This window comes from Sphingopyxis sp., from assembly GCF_035944815.1.
Taxonomy (GTDB): domain Bacteria; phylum Pseudomonadota; class Alphaproteobacteria; order Sphingomonadales; family Sphingomonadaceae; genus Sphingopyxis.
The window spans coordinates 273,027-290,482 of the sequence record NZ_DASZAU010000003.1 but is presented as its reverse complement, the minus strand read 5'-3'; the positions used below and the strand labels follow the sequence as shown (position 1 = coordinate 290,482).

The following is a 17,456-nucleotide window of genomic DNA, read 5'->3' as shown; positions in this document are numbered from 1 at the left end:
AATGGCTCTCATTCTTAAAAGGCTCTCCGGTTGTTCGATCCAGCGACGAAACCAGTCCTCGCGTCCGGCTTGTTGGCGTCTTGCGGCGCGGTGGCGCTGCTCCGCTCCGGATGGAATGGAACACGCCCAGGTGGTCTTTGGCGAACGGCGATGGGTTGCGCGGCGCTTGCCTGTGCAGTGATTTTCATGGCGCTGAATCTCGGCGTTTTGATTGGCTCGACGCTCGCATTTCTTGCCTTCAGCCTGTGTGGCTTCATCGCAGTCGCACTCAATGTTGAACGCCGTCCCTATCGCAAAAGGCAGGCACGCATCGCCTCGTCCGACGTCAAGCCTCAACATCGCGGACAGGCATGGGGAAGAGGACTGAGTGCCTCGATTCTGACGATGATCGCGGCACTCATTATTGGATCGGCCAGCGCAGGGCTTCCGCTAGGCCCCGCTGCGGATCGCGTAACGATCGGCGGGATGGTTTTACCGCTTGTCTGGGCGGGTCTGATCATTTGGTCGCTCAGCGACCCTAGATCGCGGCGGCCGATATTCGGGATGAGTAGCGCGATCATCCTGTCAGGCATTTTCATTGCGATCGAGTTGGCAGCATGAATAGCCTCCCGCCTCAGCGCAAGAAGCGTTTGCTCGCTCCGGCCTTTGTGAGCGCAATCCTCTCGGGTCACTCGGTGCTGGGCCTCGCTGTTTCCGTCCTCATTTATGTGGTCTGCCTGTCGGGCACGATTGCCGTCTTCGCGCAGGAACTGAAACGTTGGGAGCAACCTGCAGGTCCCGTGGTGCGGGAGGTAAAGTCCGGTGCCATCGACCGTGGCATTGCGGAAATGCGAGCAGAAGCCGGTGGCAGGGAATTGGGCACGATCTCCGTCGTACTGCCGACGAAGGCATCCCCAAGGCTGATCCTGATCGGCGGCTCGGTCGAGGATGGCCGTGAGCGATGGCTGGCCGACGCACACGGACGCCGCGTCACGCGCGAGAATGTCCGGCTGACGGACTTTCTTGTGAACCTCCATGCAAACCTGCACCTGCCGCGGCTGGCTGGTCTTGTGGTCGTTGGAATAATCGGGATTGCGCTGCTTGCCTTGCTGATTTCCGGCGTGCTTGCGCATCCCCGCATCTTCCGGGAGGCTTTTACCCTACGATGGGGTGGCTCCCGGAGACTGCAGGAGGCCGATCTTCACAATCGCCTCGGCACTTGGGGATTGCCCTTTCACCTCATGGTGACGCTGACGGGGGCCATTATCGGTGTTTTTCCACTGATGCTCGGCGGCATGGTTTCCACCGCGTACAAGGGTGATTTCCAGAGGGCGATCACGGAGATCGTCGGGCCGCTGGACAATCGCAAGGACGCATCGGTGGCGACCATTCCGCCAATGGATTCCATCATCGGCTCCGTGCGACAACGGGAGCCCTCCGCGCGCGTTCTGTCTGTAGAAATTAAGCGCCCGGCAACCCAAGGGCAGAGAATTTCGGTGATCTACGAAGAGCCCGGCCAGCTCACGCATGACCAGCGTTACGTATTCGATACGGCTGGTAAGCTTGAGTATTCGTCGAACGCTATAAAGCGATCGATGGGGCCTCAAGCAGTCCTGTCACTGCCCTCCCTTCATTTCGGCTGGTTCGGAGGAATGCCGGTCAAGATTGCCTACGGCCTGCTCGGCATCGCACTCTGCACCGTAACGTCGAGCGGTGTCCGAATATGGCTTGCTCGACGACGCGACAAAGGCTGTCCTGCGCCGACCTTGGAGTGCTTATGGACCGCAACCGTTTGGGGGCAGCCATCCGCCCTTACCTTTGCATCTCTAATTACAATGCTCTGGTCGCATGAAAATGCTGCAGGCATATCTTGGATTGTGGCAGTAATACTATCTTATATCGCAACTTTCGCGGCCCGAAAATCCGACCTATCAATTCTGCTAATATCGTCCTTTTCAGTATTATTGATCACTCTCGGCTTTTCGCATCTCCTGCATTGGCCCATCCGATCATATGATATCATTTCACCACTTGTTGATATATTTCTGATAACTGGGGGAGTATTCATTGCGATAGTGACGCGCCAGCATCCACGAGGTATCATCAACCGCCTCAAAGGCTTTCACCGCGGCGCAGAATGAATGATCGAGTTGCGCCAACTCAGCTACCTGATCGCGGCGGCCGAGGCTGGTAGCTTCAGCCGGGCGGCGCGCAATCTCAACATCAAGCAGCCGACACTGAGCCGCTACATCCTCGAAACCGAGAAGCGGCTGGGCATGGCGCTGTTCGACCGCAAGACGCGCGGGGCGACCCTCACGGCAAACGGCGCGACCTATCTGCGCGTCGCCCGGCGGATCATGAAGGAGTGGGACGAGCTGGATGCGTGGGTCGGCGCCACGACCAATGGCCACGCCGGCAAGCTCGCGGTGGGCTTCTACACGTCATTCTCGGCGGGGAACCTGCGCGCGACGCTGAGCGAGTTCAACGAGCGCTTCCCCGATGTCCGGGTACGAGGCTTCGAGCGCGACCGAAACATGCTGCTGGCGGGAATCGAAAGCGGCCTGCTCGACATCGCGATTATGATCGGCGAGGCGCCCTACGGAGGGTTGATGACGCGCCCCTTTTGGAGCGAGCGCATCCTGGTGGCGATGCCGGAACGCCATCCGCTGGCGACACGCGAGCGCATCCACTGGACCGACCTGACCGGCGAGCGGTTCCTCCTGACCGAGCGAGATCCCGGCCCGGAAACGCGCAACATGCTTTTGGGCAAGCTCGGAATGCCAGGCTACACGCCGGAGATCGACATGGACGACATCACGCGCGAGACGGTGCTGACCGCCATCGCGCTTGGCGGCCGCGTCTCGATCGTCGCGGAATCGGCGCTCGGCATTCAGGTGCCGGGCGTGACGTTCCGCGAGGTCCACGAGACCAACGGCCACATGCGGATCGGCTTCTCGGGATACTGGCGCGACGACAATGAGAACATGGTGCTGCGCCGGTTCCTCGATTTCGTCACCGTGCGATATTCGCAGCCGCCCATGACCGGGCCGCAGCCATTGTCTCAGCAACCGGGAAAGGAGCCGTCATGACGCAAGGCAGAACACTCATCATCGTGCTGGTCACGCTCATCATCGGGTTCGGCGCGGGCTTCGTGCTGCGTCCGGTGATCGTGCCCGTCGAGCGAACGGCGATCGTCATGGGTCCGCCCTCGGCGGCCGAGACGCCGGCCGCGCCGCGCGGGCCGCAGTATTTCGCGGCGCATCTCGACGAAGCCCGGCAGATCGTGGCCGGATGCCGGGAGGGCACGGTGCGCGGCGACGAATGCACCAATGCCGAGCAGGCCTTGGTGGAGGCCGAAGGCCGCGAGCGTTTCAAGAAGTTCATGGGCAACTGAACGCTGCCCTCACTTCTCCTGCGCGCGATGGCGGCGAAAGGCCCGGTCGGTTTCCATGAAGCGGGAGAGCATGGGCGCGACCAGCTTTTCGGGCGGGACCGGCGTTGCGCCGGTTTCGGAGGCGAGCGCCGCGGCATAGGCGACGAGATCGCGGTGGATCGGCGCGGGCAGTTCCACGGTGAGCTTGACCGGCCGGTCGTCGGCCAGCGGCCCCAGCTTCAATTTCGTCATCGTGTCGCTCCGATCGGTTCCAATACGAGGTCGCGCGTAATGACCACGCGCAGCGCGTGGCCCGGCCGGATGGTGAGCGTCGGCTGCACGTTGAGCTGCCGCCGCACGATCTGCTGGCCGGTCTGGTTGATGGTGTCCTGACTCCCCCGGCGCAGCGCGCGGGTCAGGTCGTCCTCGCTGTCCGCGCCCAGCTCGGCGCCGACGCCGAGCAGCGTCGAGACGGCGGCGGCTTTCAGGAGGTTGCCCCAATGCTGGTTCACGCGGTCCTGTAGCCCAGCGAAGCCAGCGCCATCCGCGCCGGGCTGGCGCTCGAGAACGATCGAGCGCCCGTCCGGCATGATGAGCCGATCCCAGGCGAGCAGCACGCGGGTCTGCCCGGCGGCGATCTCGCTGTCATACTCGCCGATCAGCCGCGCGCCTTGCGGGATGAGCAGGATGCGCCCGGTGGGGCTGTCATAGACATTGGCCGTCACCTGGGCGGTGATCTGGCCGGGAAGGTCCGAGCGGATGCCGGTGATGAGCGCGGCGGGCACGATGCTGCCCGCCTGCACGATGTTCGGCGAGGCCGGCGCCACGAGACGTTCGACGCTGACCGTCCGCTGACTGGAAGCCTGCGCCATGAAGGCGCGCTTGGCGGCCTGGTCGCCCTGCGCCGTCGCATCACCAAGCTGTGCCGGCGGCTGCTGTGCGGCAGGAGTGCCCGGCGCTGCCGCCGCGAGGTTCGGCAGGGACGGCATCGCACCGGCCCCCGCGCTGCTTCCGCCGAGGAATACGCCGCTCATGCGCGCGGCGTCGCGTTCCTGCTGGGCGCGCTGGCGCGCGGCCTCCTCGGCCTGCGCGCGCGGATCGGGCTGGGCGCCGACCGGCGGAACCGGGATATTTTCCCCGCGCTGCTGGGCAGACACGATCGGGCCGCCGAGATCGCCGGGAAGCGGCGGGCCGAGTTTCGGGGCCTGGCCGTAGTCGCGTGGCCCGGATGTGATGGTCTCGGACGTGGCGCGGCTCTCGGTGCTGTAGAGTTCCTTCGCCTCCTTCTCACCTGCCGGCTTGAGCGCAAAGATCAGCGAGCCGCCGATGCCGAGGCCGGCGGCGACGCCGATCACGGCCAGCGCCTTGCGCGACAGGCGCATGACGCGCGGCGGGTCGCCGCGAAGCTGGAAGGCCCGCGGATCGGAGCGCGGCGTTACGGGTTCGGTGGCCGGCGTGTCGAGGGGGTCGCTCACGGGCGCCCCCGTCGTCCATCGTCGCGCACGATGCGGACACGCTGTTCGCTGCTCCGGTCGCCCAGGCGCAGCTCGGCGGCGGCGAACAGGCGGTCCACCACCATGTAGCGGCCCTGCACGCGGAAATTGACCAGCTCGGCGTCGCCGGCCGCACCCGTCACGAACAGCGGCGGCATCTCGCCCTGCGAGATCCCGGCCGGAAACTCGATGAAGACTTGCCGGCCGTCGTCGAACGCGCGGGCCGGACGCCAGGCTACGCGGTCGCCCTCGATCCGATAACGGAAGTTGAGCGCCGCGAGATCGAGGCCAGTGGCGACCGGCGCGACGGACGCGGCGGCGGCGTTGGCGCCGCGCAGGGCGATGAGCTGGTCCTGCGGGTAGGTCCAGGAGACCGATGCCATGTAGGTCGATGCCGTCGCGCGCAGTTCGATGTGATAGGTGCGCCGATCGGTATTGATGACGAGGTTCGTGGAAATGTCGGTCCGTGTGGGCTTCGCGAGGATATGCACGCGCGCCGTCGCGCCCGTGCCGCTCACCGTGTCGCCGATGATCCAGCGCACCGTATCGCCAGCCGCAACCGGCCCCGGCCCGACGAGCTGCTCGCCCTCCTGTAAGGCGATGTCCGTCACCTGGCCGGGCGCGGTGTAGACCTGATACAGCGCCCCATCGGTCCACGGATATTGCTGGATGGCGTTCAGGAACCCGTCTCGCACCGGCTGCACGCGGGCTGCGGCATTGGCCGCGCCGACGCGGCGGCGCGGATCGGAGGGTTCGGCCGGCGCTGTGGCTGAGGCGAGCGGCTTCAACTGGCCGGGAAGCGGCAGCGGCTCAGGGACCGTCACCACTTCGACCGCGCGCGGCGGCGCAGCCGCAGGGGTCGCGGCGACCTCGCGTGGCGGATCGTCATAGGCGATGGCGGGCGGCTTCGCCGATGTGGTGGCGCAACCGGCGAGCGCGGTGGCGGAGACAAGCAGGACCGCCGAGGCGGAACGGCGAAATGGCGTATGCGTCATTGCGACAGCTCCCTTGACCAATTCAAAGCGTTGACAAAGACGCCGAGCGGATTCTTGCGCAGCGCGTCGGGGGTGCGCGGCGGTTGCACGACGATGGTGAGGATGGCCGACCAGCGTTCGGTCGCGGCGAGGCTGCCGTCCTGATAGCGGCGCTCGGTCCAGGCCACGCGGAAGCTGTCGGGCGACGCGCGGATCACGCTCGACACGTCCACCGCGACCTGCACGCGGCCGACATTGGCAAAGGGGTCGTTGGCGCGCGCGTAGTCGTTGAGCGCCAGCGCGCCCTTGTCCGTGGTGAAGTCGTAGGCCCTTAGCCAGTTCTGGCGGATGATGACCGGATCGGCCGGGATGCCGCGGACCTGCTCGATGAAGCGGGCGAGATGGAACGCCACCTGGGGGTCGGCCGGGCGGTAGCCGGCGTCGGCCGGCGCGACCGCCTGCGCTTCGCCGAGCCGATCGACCTGCACCACCCAGGGCACGATATGACCGCGGGCCGCCTGCCACACCAGGCCGCCCGCGAGGCCGCCCGACAGCGCCAAGGCGCCGAAGAAGGCGAGCCGCCAGTTCTTCGCCTGCACGCGGGCGGAGCCGATGCGATCGTCCCAGACCTGGGCGGCGCGCTGATAGGGCGTGGTGGGTTCGGGCGTCTGGCCGTAGCGGATGGTGGGGCGTCGGAACATCGGAGGTCAGTCCTTCTCTTTGATGTCGGGACCGCCACCGCCGCCGTGGCTGTCGCCGGCTTTCATGGTATGGGCGAGAACGGTCGCGCCGTGGCTGACGGATTGGCGGCGCTTCATCGCGGCCGCCCAGGCGGGCGCACCGGCTCCGTTGGCTGGGGAGGAAGCGGTTGTGGTGCTCGCCGTCGAAGCGGCGGCAGGCGCGGCTCCGCCGGTGATCGTCCCGCCGCTGGCGGTGAAGCCGGCGCGAGCGCCCGAGCGGAAGTTATCCTTCATCGCCGCGCCGCCCTTGGCGGCCGCCTTGCGCAAGGGCGAGAGGACGGCGCTGGCCGCGCTTCCTGCCGCCGCCTGGCCGATCGCGGACATGCCGCCGGCCACGGCGCCCGCACCGCTCTTGCCGAGGGAGCCGAGGCTGTAGGCGCTGGCGGCTCCGCCTGCGGCCTGCGCGCCGCCACGCGCGGCAGCGCCGGTCATCCGGCCGGCCGCGCCAAGAGCGGAGCCGGCTGCTCCGACGCCGAGCCGTGCAGCGGCTGCGCCGCCGATGACGGCGCCCGCGGCGGCGAGCGCGGTCCCGGCCGCCGCGCCGGCGCCGAGCTGCGGGCCGCCCGAGACGATGCCGTTGGCGATCCCAGGTCCGAAGATGGCGAGGCCGAGCAGCGAGAGCGCGGCGAGCGCGATCGCCATGACCTGATTGATGTCGGGCGCGACGCCGAGGTTCGCGCCCGTGAACTGGCTGAACAGCGTCGTGCCGATGCCGGTGATGATGGCGAGGACCAGCACCTTGATGCCGGTCGAGACGACATGGCCCAGCACTCGCTCGGCCATGAAGGCGGTCTTGTTGAAGAAGGCGAAGGGCAGCAGGACGAAGCCGGCGAGCGTCACCAGCTTGAACTCGATCAGCGTGATGAAGACCTGCACCGCGATAATGAAGAAAGCGAGCACGACGATCACCCAGGCGAGCAGCAGCACGAGAATTAGCGCGAGGTTCGAGAATACGGCCCAGAGGTTGGAGAACTGCCCCGCCGCATCTAACAGCGGCTTGCCGGCTTCGAGCCCCTTCGCCGCGATCGTGCCAGGCTTCATGAAGTCGGCGATCGACATCGCCCCGCCGCTCGCCTGAAGGCCGAGGCCGGCGAAGCTCTCGAAGACGATGGTGGCCAGCGCTGAGAAATTGCCGATGATGAAGGCGAAGGTGCCGATATAGAGCGTCTTCTTGACGAGGCGCTGAAGCACATCCTCGTCCGCGCCCCAGGCCCAGAACAGGCCGGCGAGCGTCACGTCGATGGCGATCAGCGTGGTTGACAGGAACGCGACCTCGCCGCCGAGCAGACCGAAGCCGCTGTCGATGTAGCTCTGGAAGACGCCCAGAAAGGTGTCGATGACGGAGGTGTCGTTCATGGCGCGGCGCCCTCGGCGGCCGGCGTCACGCCGCCGTCATGCTCTTCGGCGGGGGCAGGTTCGTCCTGACGGAAGAAGCGACGGCGGTTGGCGGCCCAGGCCGCTTCGCAGCCCGCGTCCGGCATGGTGAGCGTGGCGCAGCGGTCGAGCTCGTGGGCGAGCCTGGCCTGGCCCCCTTCCACCGGCAGCGCGGCCAGCGGCGGCGGCGCAGGCTGGTCGGGCCGGACGGCGGCGACGATCGCCACGGTCATCATCAGCCCGGCCAGCGCCGCCACGCCCGCGATTTTCGCCGTGCGCGAGGAACCGTGCAGCATCGGAGCCGCCTCAGTTGCCCATGAAGCGGCGGAACCGCTCGCGGCCTTCGGCCTCCTCGGCGGCCTGGCGGGCGGATTGCAGCGCCTGCGCCCGGCCCTGCGCGGCGACCGCCGCGGTGAGGTCGGCGAGCTGCTGCGATTGCAGGGCGAGGAGCTGATTGCCGGCCTGCGTCGCCTGAAGCGCGCCCGTCGCGGACTGGCTGGCCGAGACCAGATTGTCCATCGTCGTGCGCGCGCCGTCGATGTTGCCGACGACGCTGGCCTGGACGCGCATCGCGTCCTCCAGCGCGCCGACGCTATCCTCCCAGCGTGCATTGGCGTTGGCGACCATGCGGGCGTGATCGCCGGTCAGCGCCGCGCCCTTGTAGCGGTCGGTGAACGCCTGCTGGACGTTCTGCACGTCGTAAGCGATGCGCTGCGCTTCGCCGAGAAGCTGCTGGGTGCGCTGAACCTGTTGCTGCAATTGCTGGAGCGAGCTGAACGGCAGCGAGGCCAGATTGCGCGCCTCATTGATGAGGCTGGTCGCCTGGTTCTGGATTTGCTGGATCTGGTTGTTGATCTGCTGGAGCGACCGGGCGGCCGTCAGCACGTTCTGCGCATAGTTGGTCGGGTCATAGACGATCCCGCCGAACTGCGCGTGCGCCGGCACGGGCAGCGCGATCGGCGCGATGGCCGACGCGGCGAGGACGCCGGCCAGGATGGCGCGACGGACGGGGGGCAGTTTCATGTTTCGATCTCCATGTCTGATGTGAGGGGGAGTTGGGGCTGGCGGTCGGACACAGGTTCCGGCAGCAGCTCGACGGCCCAGGCGCAGCCGCGGTGGCGCAGCCATTCGGCCGCGAAAGCGGATGCCCCATGGGTTTCGATGATCTCGGCGATCGCGAGTTGGTCGGCCTTGGCCGAGGTGGCGACGAACGCCAGCGCGACCTCGCCCAAGCCCAGCTCGAACAGCCGGTTGCCGCGCCGCGACTGGCAGTAATAATCGCGCTTGGGTGTCGCCCGGCTGAGGATTTCGATCTGCCGGGCGTTGAGGCCGAACCGCTCGTAGATGGCTGCAATCTGCGGTTCGGCCGCGCGCTCGTTCGGCAGGAAGATGCGCGTCGGGCAGCTCTCGATGATGGCCGGCGCGATGCTCGACGTTTCGATGTCGGCGAGGCTCTGCGTGGCGAAGACCACGCTGGCGTTCTTCTTGCGCAGCGTCTTCAGCCATTCGCGGAGCTGCGCCGCGAAGTCGGGGCTGTCGAGGACTAGCCAGCCCTCGTCGATGATGATGAGGGTAGGCGAACCGTCCAGCCGATCCCCGATCCGGTGGAACAGGTAGGACAGCACCGCGGCGGCCGATCCCGCGCCGACCAGGCCCTCGGTCTCGAACGCCTGCACGTCGGCTTCGCCAAGCCTTTCGGCCTCTGCGTCGAGCAGCCGGCCCCAAGGGCCGCCGATGCAATAGGAGGCGAGCGCCTGCTTGAGCTGCTGGCTTTGCAATAGGACGGAAAGGCCCGTGATCGTGCGCTCGGCCGTAGGCGCGGACGCCAGCGATCCCAGCGCCGACCACAGATGCTCCTTGGCCTGCGGATCGACCGCGACGCCCTCGGATGTGAGGATCGCCGCCAGCCATTCCGCCGCCCAGGCGCGCTCGGCCGGATCGTCGATATGGGCGAGCGGCTGGAGCTGCACACCGTCGCTGGCCTCGTCGGCGAGCATCCCGCCCAAGTCCTGCCAGTCGCCGCCCATGCCCAGCGCGGCGGCGCGGATGCTGCCGCCGAAGTCGAAGGCGAAGACTTGGGCCCGATCGTAGCGGCGGAACTGCATCGCCATCAGGGCGAGCAGCACCGATTTGCCGGCGCCGGTTGGACCGACGATCAGCGTGTGGCCGACATCGCTGCCATCGGCGTGAAGGGAAAACCGGAACGGGGTCGAGCCTTCGGTCTTGCCGTAAAGCAAGGGGGGAGCACCGAGATGCTCGTCCCGTCCCGGCCCCGCCCATACGGCTGACAGGGGGATCAGGTGGGCGAGATTGATGGTGGAGATCGGCGGTTGCCGGACGTTGGCGTAGGTGTGGCCGGGGAGCGAGCCGAGCCAGGCTTCCACGGCGTTCATCCCCTCGGGGATGACGGTGAAATCGCGGCCCTGAATGACCTTCTCGACCAGCCGCAGCTTCTCGGCGGCGATGGCGGGATCGCGGTCCCATACGGTGACGGTCGCCGTCACATAGGCCATGCCGGCATAGTCGGCGCCCAGCTCCTGCAGGGCGGTGTCGGCGTCGGCGGCCTTGTTCGAGGCGTCGCTGTCGAGCAGCGTGCTCGCCTCGTTCGTCATCACCTCTTTCAAGATGGCGGCGACGGACTTGCGCTTGGCGAACCATTGCCGCCTGATCCTGGTCAGCAGCTTGGTCGCGTCGGTCTTGTCGAGCATCAGCGCGCGTGTCGACCAGCGATACTCGAAGGCGAGCCGGTTCAGCTCGTCGAGCAGGCCGGGGAAGGTAACGCTCGGGAATCCGACGATGGTCAGCGTGCGCAGATGATGGTCGCCCAGGCGCGGCTCCAGCCCGCCGGTTAGTGGCTCGTCGGCGAGCAGCGCGTCCAGGTGCATCGGGGTTTCCGGCACGCGCACGCGCTGGCGCCGGGTCGAGACCGTGCTGTGCAGGTAGGTCAGCGTCTCGCCGTCATCGAGCCAGCGGACCTCGGGGACGAAGCCTTCGACCAGGCCCAGCACCCGGTCACTGCGATCGGTGAAGCCCTTGAGCAGCTCCCACGGATCGACGCCGGTGGTCGAGCGGCCCTCGTAAAGCCAGCCCTCGGCGCGCGCTGCTTCCTCGGCCGGCGGCATCCACAGCAGCGTCAGGTAATAGCGGCTCTCGAAATGCGCGCCCTCCTCACGGAACTGCTCGCGGCGCTCCATGTCGACCAGCGCGGAGACCGGATCGGGAAATGCCGATTGCGGGTAGTCGAGCGCGGGCGACCGCTGTGCTTCGACGAAGATCGCCCAGCCCGAGCCGAGCCGGCGCAGCGAATTGTTGAGCCGCGCGGTGGTGGCGACCAGCTCGGCCGGCGTCGCGCTGTCGAGATCGGGGCCACGGAAACGCGCCGTGCGCTGGAACGACCCATCCTTGTTGAGCACAACGCTTGTCCCGACCAGCGCCGCCCAGGGAAGGAAGTCGGCCAGGTGCGCGGCCCTGTTGCGGTATTCGCGCAAGGACATCATGGCCGCATCCATGTCGGGTAGCGAAGGTGCCGCCGGGCCACGTCGACGAATTGCGGATCGCGCCGGGCGGCCCAGACAGAGAGCGCATGGCCGATCGCCCAGATGACCAGCCCGGCGATCCAGAGGCGCAGGCCGAGGCCGATCGCGCCCGCCAGCGTGCCATTGACGATGGCGAGTGCGCGCGGAGCGCCGCCGAGCAGGATCGGCTCGGTCAGCGCCCGGTGAACGGGGGCATAGAAACCCGCGATCGGCGAGCCAAATGACTCTGGGCTGTCCATCAGACCAGCGCCCCGCCGCCGAACGAGAAGAACGACAGGAAGAAGCTCGACGCGGCGAAGGCGATCGACAGGCCGAACACGATCTGGATCAGCCGGCGGAAGCCGCCGCTGGTGTCACCGAAGGCCAAGGTGAGGCCGGTCACGATGATGATGATGACGGCGACGATCTTCGCCACCGGCCCCTCGATGGATTCGAGGATGCTTTGCAGCGGGGCTTCCCACGGCATCGACGATCCGCCGGCATGGGCCGGGACGGCGAAGGTCAGCGCGATCACGCTGGCGGTGGCGGCGAGCATGGCGCGGCGTGCGCCATGCCGAAGGGCATGGATCATGGTGCGTCTCCGAGGTTGGGGGGTTCGAGGGGGGTCAGGCGGTAATCGCCGGTCACGGCGTCGATCCCCTCGACGCGGGCCAGCTCGGCGAGGCGGCGGCCGTGCCCGTCGCGGACCAGCACGGCGATCAGGTCGATGGTCTCGGCGAGCAACGCGCGCGGGACCGTGACGACGGCCTCCTGGATGAGCTGCTCCATGCGGCGGAGCGCACCGAGCGCGGTCCCGGCGTGGATGGTGCCGATCCCGCCGGGATGGCCGGTGCCCCAGGCTTTGAGGAGGTCGAGCGCCTCGGCGCCGCGCACCTCGCCGATCGGGATGCGATCAGGGCGCAGCCGCAACGAGGAGCGCACGAGATCGGACAGCGAGACGACACCATCCTTGGTCCGCATGGCGACGAGGTTGGGCGCGGCGCATTGCAGCTCGCGGGTGTCCTCGATCAGGACGATGCGGTCGGTGGTCTTCGCCACCTCGGCCAGGAGCGCGTTGACCAGCGTGGTCTTGCCGCTGCCGGTGCCGCCCGCGACGAGGATGTTGGCGCGTGTCTGCACGCCATCGCGGAGCGCCGCCGCCTCGGTCGGCGACATGATCCCGGCCGCTACATAGTCGTCGAGCGTGAACACGGCGACCGCCGGTTTGCGGATCGCGAAGGCCGGCGCGGCGACGACGGGCGGCAACAGGCCCTCGAACCGTTCGCCCCCTTCCGGCAGCTCGGCCGAGACGCGAGGGGAGCGGGCGTGAACCTCGACGCCGACATGGTGCGCGACCAGGCGGACGATGCGCTCGCCGTCCGCGGCGCCGAGCGTCATGCCGGTATCGCTGATGCCCTCGCCGAGGCGATCGACCCACAGCCGCCCGTCGGGGTTCAGCATCACCTCGATCACGGCGGCATCGTCGAGCCAGGCGGCGATCGACGGTCCGAGCGCCGTGCGCAGCATCCGCGCGCCGCGTGACTTTGCCTCGGATCGGATCGGGTGGACGGTCAAGAGAAGGCCCCTGAAACGGGCCGGGCGAACCGCCGCCCGGCGTCAGGGGCACATCAAGAGAGACAGCAAAGGCCGGGATTCAACAAGTAAATGCGGGCGTCGTAGTCTGGCGAAGAAAGACAGGGAGCAGCGTAGGCGGCTCACTCTTCTTGGGGCGGCAAGTCTTCGCCGATCTCCTGCCGGACCTTCGGGCCTTTCGCGAGTCGGCGGCCCAGCGCCTCCATGAAGGCGTCGTAGCGATCACCGCCCTGGCGGCGCATCGCGGTGCGCTCCACTTCGGGCGGCGGCGGCGTGTTCGACAGCCAGAAGCGGACGAACAGCGCGATCATCTCGACGCTGATGCCGACATCGCGCTCGAGACGGGTCGTGCGGCGATCCAGTCGGTCGAGCCGCTTGGCGATGGCCGCCTCGCGCTGCTCGTCGGCATCGGGCGAGAGGAACGACGCGATGGCGGCCTCGGCGACCAGGGAGCGCGATTTACTTCGCCGGTCGGCATAGGCCGCGAGCGCGTTCATCAGCTCCGGGTCGAGATAGACCGAGAACGGCGTCTTGGTGCTCATAGCTCGATCCCGTCGCCCGGATCGAGAGATGCCCGCCGCGCGACATCCTGCATCCGGCGGCGCACCGCTGCCTGCCGCGTCGTGTCCGTATCAGCCTCCGGCTCGTCCAGTTCGAACTCGTTGGCGGGCGCGGGCTTGGGCGGCGGCGCGATGTCGACATGGCGCTCCATCTCCGGCTCGCGACGCAGGTCGGCATTGTCAGCTTCGCCCTCGGCACCGGCTTTCTTCTTTCCACCCTTCTTCTTTTTCGGAGGCTGCGATTGCGCCGGCGGTTCCGGTGGGGCCGCGATCGGCGGCAATCCGCTCCAGTCGTCGGGCCGCGGCTTTCCTGCTCCGTCCTTCACGTCCGGCGGCGGCAGCACCCGCTCGGTGAATCGCCAGTCCTTGTAGTAGCGGACCTTCTTCGCGCGGATTGGCGGGATGCCCGCGACCATGACGATCTCGTCGTCGGGCGGGAGCTGCATGATCTCGCCGGGGGTGAGGAGCTGCCGAGCGGTCTCGGAACGCGACACCATCAAGTGACCCAGCCAGGGTGACAGGCGATGCCCGGCATAGTTCTTCATCGCCCGCATTTCGGTCGCGGTGCCGAGCGCGTCCGAGATGCGTTTGGCGGTGCGCTCGTCGTTGGTGGCGAACGACACCCGCACATGGCAGTTGTCGAGGATGGCGTTGTTCGGCCCGTAAGCCTTCTCGATCTGATTGAGCGATTGCGCGATAAGGAAGCTCTGGATGCCGTATCCCGCCATGAAGGCCAGCGCGCTCTCGAAGAAGTCGAGCCGTCCCAGCGCCGGGAACTCATCGAGCATAAGGAGCATCCGATGGCGGGATTGCCGCGCCTGCAAATCCTCGGTCAGCCGCCGCCCGATCTGGTTGAGGATCAGGCGGATGAGCGGCTTGGTGCGCGAGATGTCGGACGGCGGCACGACGAGATAGAGCGTGACCGGCCGTTCGCCTTCTACGAGATCCGCGATGCGCCACTGACAGGTGCGCGTGACCTGCGCGACCACTGGGTCACGATACAATCCCAGAAACGACATGGCGGTGCTGAGCACGCCGGATCGCTCATTGTCCGATTTGTTGAGCAGCTCGCGCGCGGCCGAGGCGACGACGGGGTGGACGCCGGCCTCGCCCAGGTGTGGTGTGGTCATCATTGTGCGCAGCGTGGATTCGATGGGCTGGCGCGGGTCCGACAGGAAGGCGGCGACGCCCGCCAGCGTCTTGTCCTCACCGGCATAGAGAATATGGAGGATCGCGCCGACCAGCAGCGCATGGGAGGTCTTTTCCCAGTGGTTGCGTTTCTCCAGCGAGCCCTCCGGGTCCACGAGTACGTCGGCGACGTTCTGCACGTCGCGCACTTCCCAGGCCCCCTTGCGGATTTCGAGCAGCGGATTGTAGGCGGCCGACGCCGTGTTGGTCGGATCGAACAGCAGCACGCGGGCATGGCGGGCGCGGAAGCCGGCGGTGAGCTGCCAGTTCTCGCCTTTGATGTCATGCACGATGGCGGAGCCGGGCCAGGTCAGAAGCGTCGGGATCACCAGGCCGACGCCCTTGCCGCTACGGGTCGGCGCGAAGCACAGCACATGCTCGGGGCCATCGTGCCGCAGATAGTCGCGTCCGAACCGACCGAGCATGACGCCGTTCGTTCCGAGCAGCCGGGCAGCGTCGATCTCGCCCCGTTCCGCCCAGCGCGCCGAGCCATAGGTCTGTGCGTTCTTCAGCTCGCGCGCCCGCCACACCGACATGCCGATGGCGACGACGATCGCAGCGAACCCGCCCGACACCGCGATGAACGCGCCGGTCTGGAATATCTCGGGCGCATAGGCGTCGAACGAGAACCACCACCAGAAGAAGGCCGGCGGCGGATAGACGCGCCAGCCGAACGCCACGAACCAAGGCGGCCCAAGCTCGGGCTGGTAGGCGAGCGCCGCGGCCGTCCACTGCGTCGCGGCCCAGACCGTCGTGAGGATGATGGTGAAGACCACGATGATCTGGCCCCACAAAATCTTGGTCGCGGACATGGTCTGTCTCCTTTGGTGGTCAGAGGCCGAGGCCGCGGCCGCGCCCGAACGACCAGTCGACGCCACCGCCCGCGCGCATGACGCCGGAGATGTGCTTGCCGATCTGGCGATCGATAGAGGGCGACCAGGGCACGAGCTGGAATCCCAGCCCATCGTCGATCATGGCGAAGCGGCCCGAGGCGAGCGTCAGGCGCTGGCGAACCGTGCCGGCGACATATTCGCCCGCCTTGGACGGCGTGTGCGGCAGGCCGATCTCGGCCGACAGCTTATCGGCCGCCGCGTCCAGCTCTCGCCGGCGCAGCGTGTCGAGCAAGCCCCGCGCGAAGATTATGCGCTGGCCCTGCCGCCGCGCCAGCCCCTCGTCGGCGAGATGCTCGGCGCGCGCTTCCATCGCCGCGCGCACCTCGATCCCGAACCCGCCGCCGAGATCGCGGCCATCGCTCGCGAGGTTGCGGCGGTCGAGCCAGGTGGCTCCCGGCGCGCGGACCTGCGCGGACAGGTCGATGTCGGAGCGCACGGCGAGCGCCACCCGCTGGCGGCCCTTGCGATCCTCGAAGCGGCGCAGCTCGACGATCGCGCCGGGCTTGCAATCGCCGGTCGCCTCGATGTCGGGAAGCTGGACGTGGTGGGTCCGTCCGTCGATCCCGTCCACGATTGCATAGGCGCTGCAGGTCAGCTCGTCGTGCAAGCCGCGGTCGACCAGCCGGCCGATAACGGGCTGGGCGGGATCGGGGTCGAGGACATAGCTGGCGGCCCCGCGGTCGATGCCGCGTGTCGTCATCGCCTGGTGCATCCGCTTGATGATGTCGTCGCGTTCGCCCAGCTCGCGCAACGCCGCCTGCGCGTCGCCGGCTAGCGTCCATTGTCCGGGCGCGATCTCGCTGGCGAGCCCGAGCCGCTCCAGCTTGCGCAGCCGCCCCATCCTCAGCACATGATCGCCGTCGGGCCGCACGCCGGGCTCGGGTGCCATGTCGATCATCCCGTCGCGCCGGATGGTGCGCGACAGGTCGCGGTCAATCTCGGTCCAGCGTTCGGCTTCGACCTGCCGCTCCAGCGACTGGCGAATCTCAAGATCGCTGCGCAGCCCTAGTTCGCGGGTGACGGTTTCGCGGGCGACGGCGCGCATCCCCTCCCCGATATAGTCGCGCGAGATGACGAGGTTCTGCCCGTCCTCGCCGACGCCGCGCACGATGATGTGGACGTGGGGATTGTCGGTGTTCCAGTGCTCGACCGCGCGCCAGTCGAGCCGGGTGCCGAGATCCGTTTCCATCCGCGCCATCAGCTCGCGGGTGAAGCCCTTGAGGTCGCCCATGTCGGCCGCGTCCTCGGGCGAGACGATGAAGCGGAAATGGTGCCGGTCGTCCTCACACGTCGCCGCGAAGGCGTTGCGGTCGAGGCCCTCGGCGTCTGCGCCGAACAGGACGCCTCGCTCGCCGTCGCGGGTGACGCCATCGCGTTGCAGATAGTTGAGGTGCGCCGCGAGCGATGCGCGCCCGCCGTGCCGAACTACGCGCGCCTTGACGATCACCTGGCGCGAGTGGTGCCCGAGCCGGTGGGTGGCGCGCAGGCTGGCGACGCGGCCGCGCCCGAAGGTCGAGCGGCCCGGCGCGATGATCCGGCCCCGGCGCGAGACATGGCCTCCGGCGCGCTGCGCGGCGGCGAGCGCCTGGACGATGATCGGCAGCGCGCGCTGCCCGCCGCGCGAGCGGATGCGGCCAGGCCGGATGCGGAAATCATCGTCGCCGCTCATGGCGCCTCGCTCCGCACAGTGCGGAAAGCCCTTATGGCGGCTGACGTTCGCCCGGCGCAGCACAGTGCGGGATTTCCGCACACATTGCGCAGCAATGCCCAAAAG

18 protein-coding genes are annotated in these 17,456 nt (G+C 67.8%); 4 read left to right on the top strand and 14 right to left on the bottom strand.

Annotation, left to right across the window (positions count from 1 at the left end):
- Nucleotides 1-186 precede the first annotated feature (186 nt).
- Genes VGU00_RS05390 through VGU00_RS05375 form a run of 4 tightly spaced genes read left to right on the top strand, consistent with a single transcriptional unit; the run spans nucleotide 187 to nucleotide 3,373 of the window.
- Nucleotides 187-600: a hypothetical protein gene (locus VGU00_RS05390; RefSeq protein WP_327466273.1), complete on the top strand. Its 414-nt coding sequence runs from the start codon at nucleotides 187-189 to the stop codon at nucleotides 598-600.
- Nucleotides 597-2,120, top strand: a complete 1,524-nt coding sequence (locus VGU00_RS05385; protein WP_327466271.1) for a PepSY-associated TM helix domain-containing protein — start codon at nucleotides 597-599, stop codon at nucleotides 2,118-2,120. Before VGU00_RS05390 ends, VGU00_RS05385 begins: the two co-directional genes overlap by 4 nt.
- A complete protein-coding gene (locus VGU00_RS05380) occupies nucleotides 2,121-3,068 on the top strand; it encodes a LysR family transcriptional regulator (protein ID WP_327466269.1) in 948 nt (315 codons plus the stop codon).
- On the top strand, nucleotides 3,065-3,373 hold the full coding sequence (locus VGU00_RS05375; RefSeq protein WP_327466267.1) for a hypothetical protein: 309 nt from the start codon (nucleotides 3,065-3,067) through the stop codon (nucleotides 3,371-3,373). The genes VGU00_RS05380 and VGU00_RS05375 overlap by 4 nt, the downstream gene beginning before the upstream one ends.
- Before the next feature lie 9 nt (nucleotides 3,374-3,382).
- On the opposite strand, the gene VGU00_RS05370 is transcribed toward VGU00_RS05375, so the two are convergent.
- From VGU00_RS05370 to VGU00_RS05305, 14 genes are all read right to left on the bottom strand, one after another.
- Nucleotides 3,383-3,604, bottom strand: coding sequence for a DUF2274 domain-containing protein (locus tag VGU00_RS05370; protein ID WP_327466265.1), 222 nt, complete (start codon nucleotides 3,602-3,604; stop codon nucleotides 3,383-3,385).
- Nucleotides 3,601-4,827: a TrbI/VirB10 family protein gene (locus tag VGU00_RS05365; protein WP_327466263.1), complete on the bottom strand. Its 1,227-nt coding sequence runs from the start codon at nucleotides 4,825-4,827 to the stop codon at nucleotides 3,601-3,603. The genes VGU00_RS05370 and VGU00_RS05365 overlap by 4 nt, the downstream gene beginning before the upstream one ends.
- The gene (trbG, locus tag VGU00_RS05360) at nucleotides 4,824-5,840 is read right to left on the bottom strand and encodes a P-type conjugative transfer protein TrbG (protein WP_327466261.1); all 1,017 of its coding nucleotides are present in this window, start codon (nucleotides 5,838-5,840) and stop codon (nucleotides 4,824-4,826) included. The genes VGU00_RS05365 and trbG overlap by 4 nt, the downstream gene beginning before the upstream one ends.
- Nucleotides 5,837-6,520: a conjugal transfer protein TrbF gene (gene trbF / locus VGU00_RS05355; RefSeq protein WP_327466259.1), complete on the bottom strand. Its 684-nt coding sequence runs from the start codon at nucleotides 6,518-6,520 to the stop codon at nucleotides 5,837-5,839. The genes trbG and trbF overlap by 4 nt, the downstream gene beginning before the upstream one ends.
- Before the next feature lie 6 nt (nucleotides 6,521-6,526).
- Entirely contained in the window at nucleotides 6,527-7,915 is a 1,389-nt protein-coding gene (gene trbL / locus VGU00_RS05350) for a P-type conjugative transfer protein TrbL (RefSeq protein ID WP_327466257.1), read from the bottom strand.
- Complete coding sequence (trbK-alt, locus tag VGU00_RS05345; protein WP_327466253.1) at nucleotides 7,912-8,229, bottom strand: putative entry exclusion protein TrbK-alt; 318 nt, start codon at nucleotides 8,227-8,229, stop codon at nucleotides 7,912-7,914. The genes trbL and trbK-alt overlap by 4 nt, the downstream gene beginning before the upstream one ends.
- Nucleotides 8,230-8,239: 10 nt before the next feature.
- A complete protein-coding gene (gene trbJ, locus VGU00_RS05340; RefSeq protein ID WP_327466251.1) occupies nucleotides 8,240-8,956 on the bottom strand; it encodes a P-type conjugative transfer protein TrbJ in 717 nt (238 codons plus the stop codon).
- Nucleotides 8,953-11,430, bottom strand: coding sequence for a conjugal transfer protein TrbE (trbE, locus tag VGU00_RS05335; protein ID WP_327466377.1), 2,478 nt, complete (start codon nucleotides 11,428-11,430; stop codon nucleotides 8,953-8,955). Before trbE ends, trbJ begins: the two co-directional genes overlap by 4 nt.
- Nucleotides 11,427-11,708, bottom strand: coding sequence for a VirB3 family type IV secretion system protein (locus tag VGU00_RS05330; RefSeq protein WP_327466249.1), 282 nt, complete (start codon nucleotides 11,706-11,708; stop codon nucleotides 11,427-11,429). Before VGU00_RS05330 ends, trbE begins: the two co-directional genes overlap by 4 nt.
- Complete coding sequence (locus VGU00_RS05325; RefSeq protein ID WP_327466247.1) at nucleotides 11,708-12,040, bottom strand: TrbC/VirB2 family protein; 333 nt, start codon at nucleotides 12,038-12,040, stop codon at nucleotides 11,708-11,710. The genes VGU00_RS05330 and VGU00_RS05325 overlap by 1 nt, the downstream gene beginning before the upstream one ends.
- Nucleotides 12,037-13,023, bottom strand: a complete 987-nt coding sequence (gene trbB / locus VGU00_RS05320) for a P-type conjugative transfer ATPase TrbB (RefSeq protein ID WP_327466245.1) — start codon at nucleotides 13,021-13,023, stop codon at nucleotides 12,037-12,039. The genes VGU00_RS05325 and trbB overlap by 4 nt, the downstream gene beginning before the upstream one ends.
- 140 nt (nucleotides 13,024-13,163) lie before the next feature.
- Nucleotides 13,164-13,583 (bottom strand): CopG family transcriptional regulator, encoded by a 420-nt coding sequence (locus VGU00_RS05315; protein ID WP_327466243.1) that lies wholly within the window; start codon nucleotides 13,581-13,583, stop codon nucleotides 13,164-13,166.
- Nucleotides 13,580-15,601, bottom strand: coding sequence for a conjugal transfer protein TraG (locus VGU00_RS05310; RefSeq protein WP_327466241.1), 2,022 nt, complete (start codon nucleotides 15,599-15,601; stop codon nucleotides 13,580-13,582). Before VGU00_RS05310 ends, VGU00_RS05315 begins: the two co-directional genes overlap by 4 nt.
- Nucleotides 15,602-15,620: 19 nt before the next feature.
- A complete protein-coding gene (locus VGU00_RS05305; protein WP_327466239.1) occupies nucleotides 15,621-17,351 on the bottom strand; it encodes a relaxase/mobilization nuclease domain-containing protein in 1,731 nt (576 codons plus the stop codon).
- Nucleotides 17,352-17,456 lie beyond the last annotated feature (105 nt).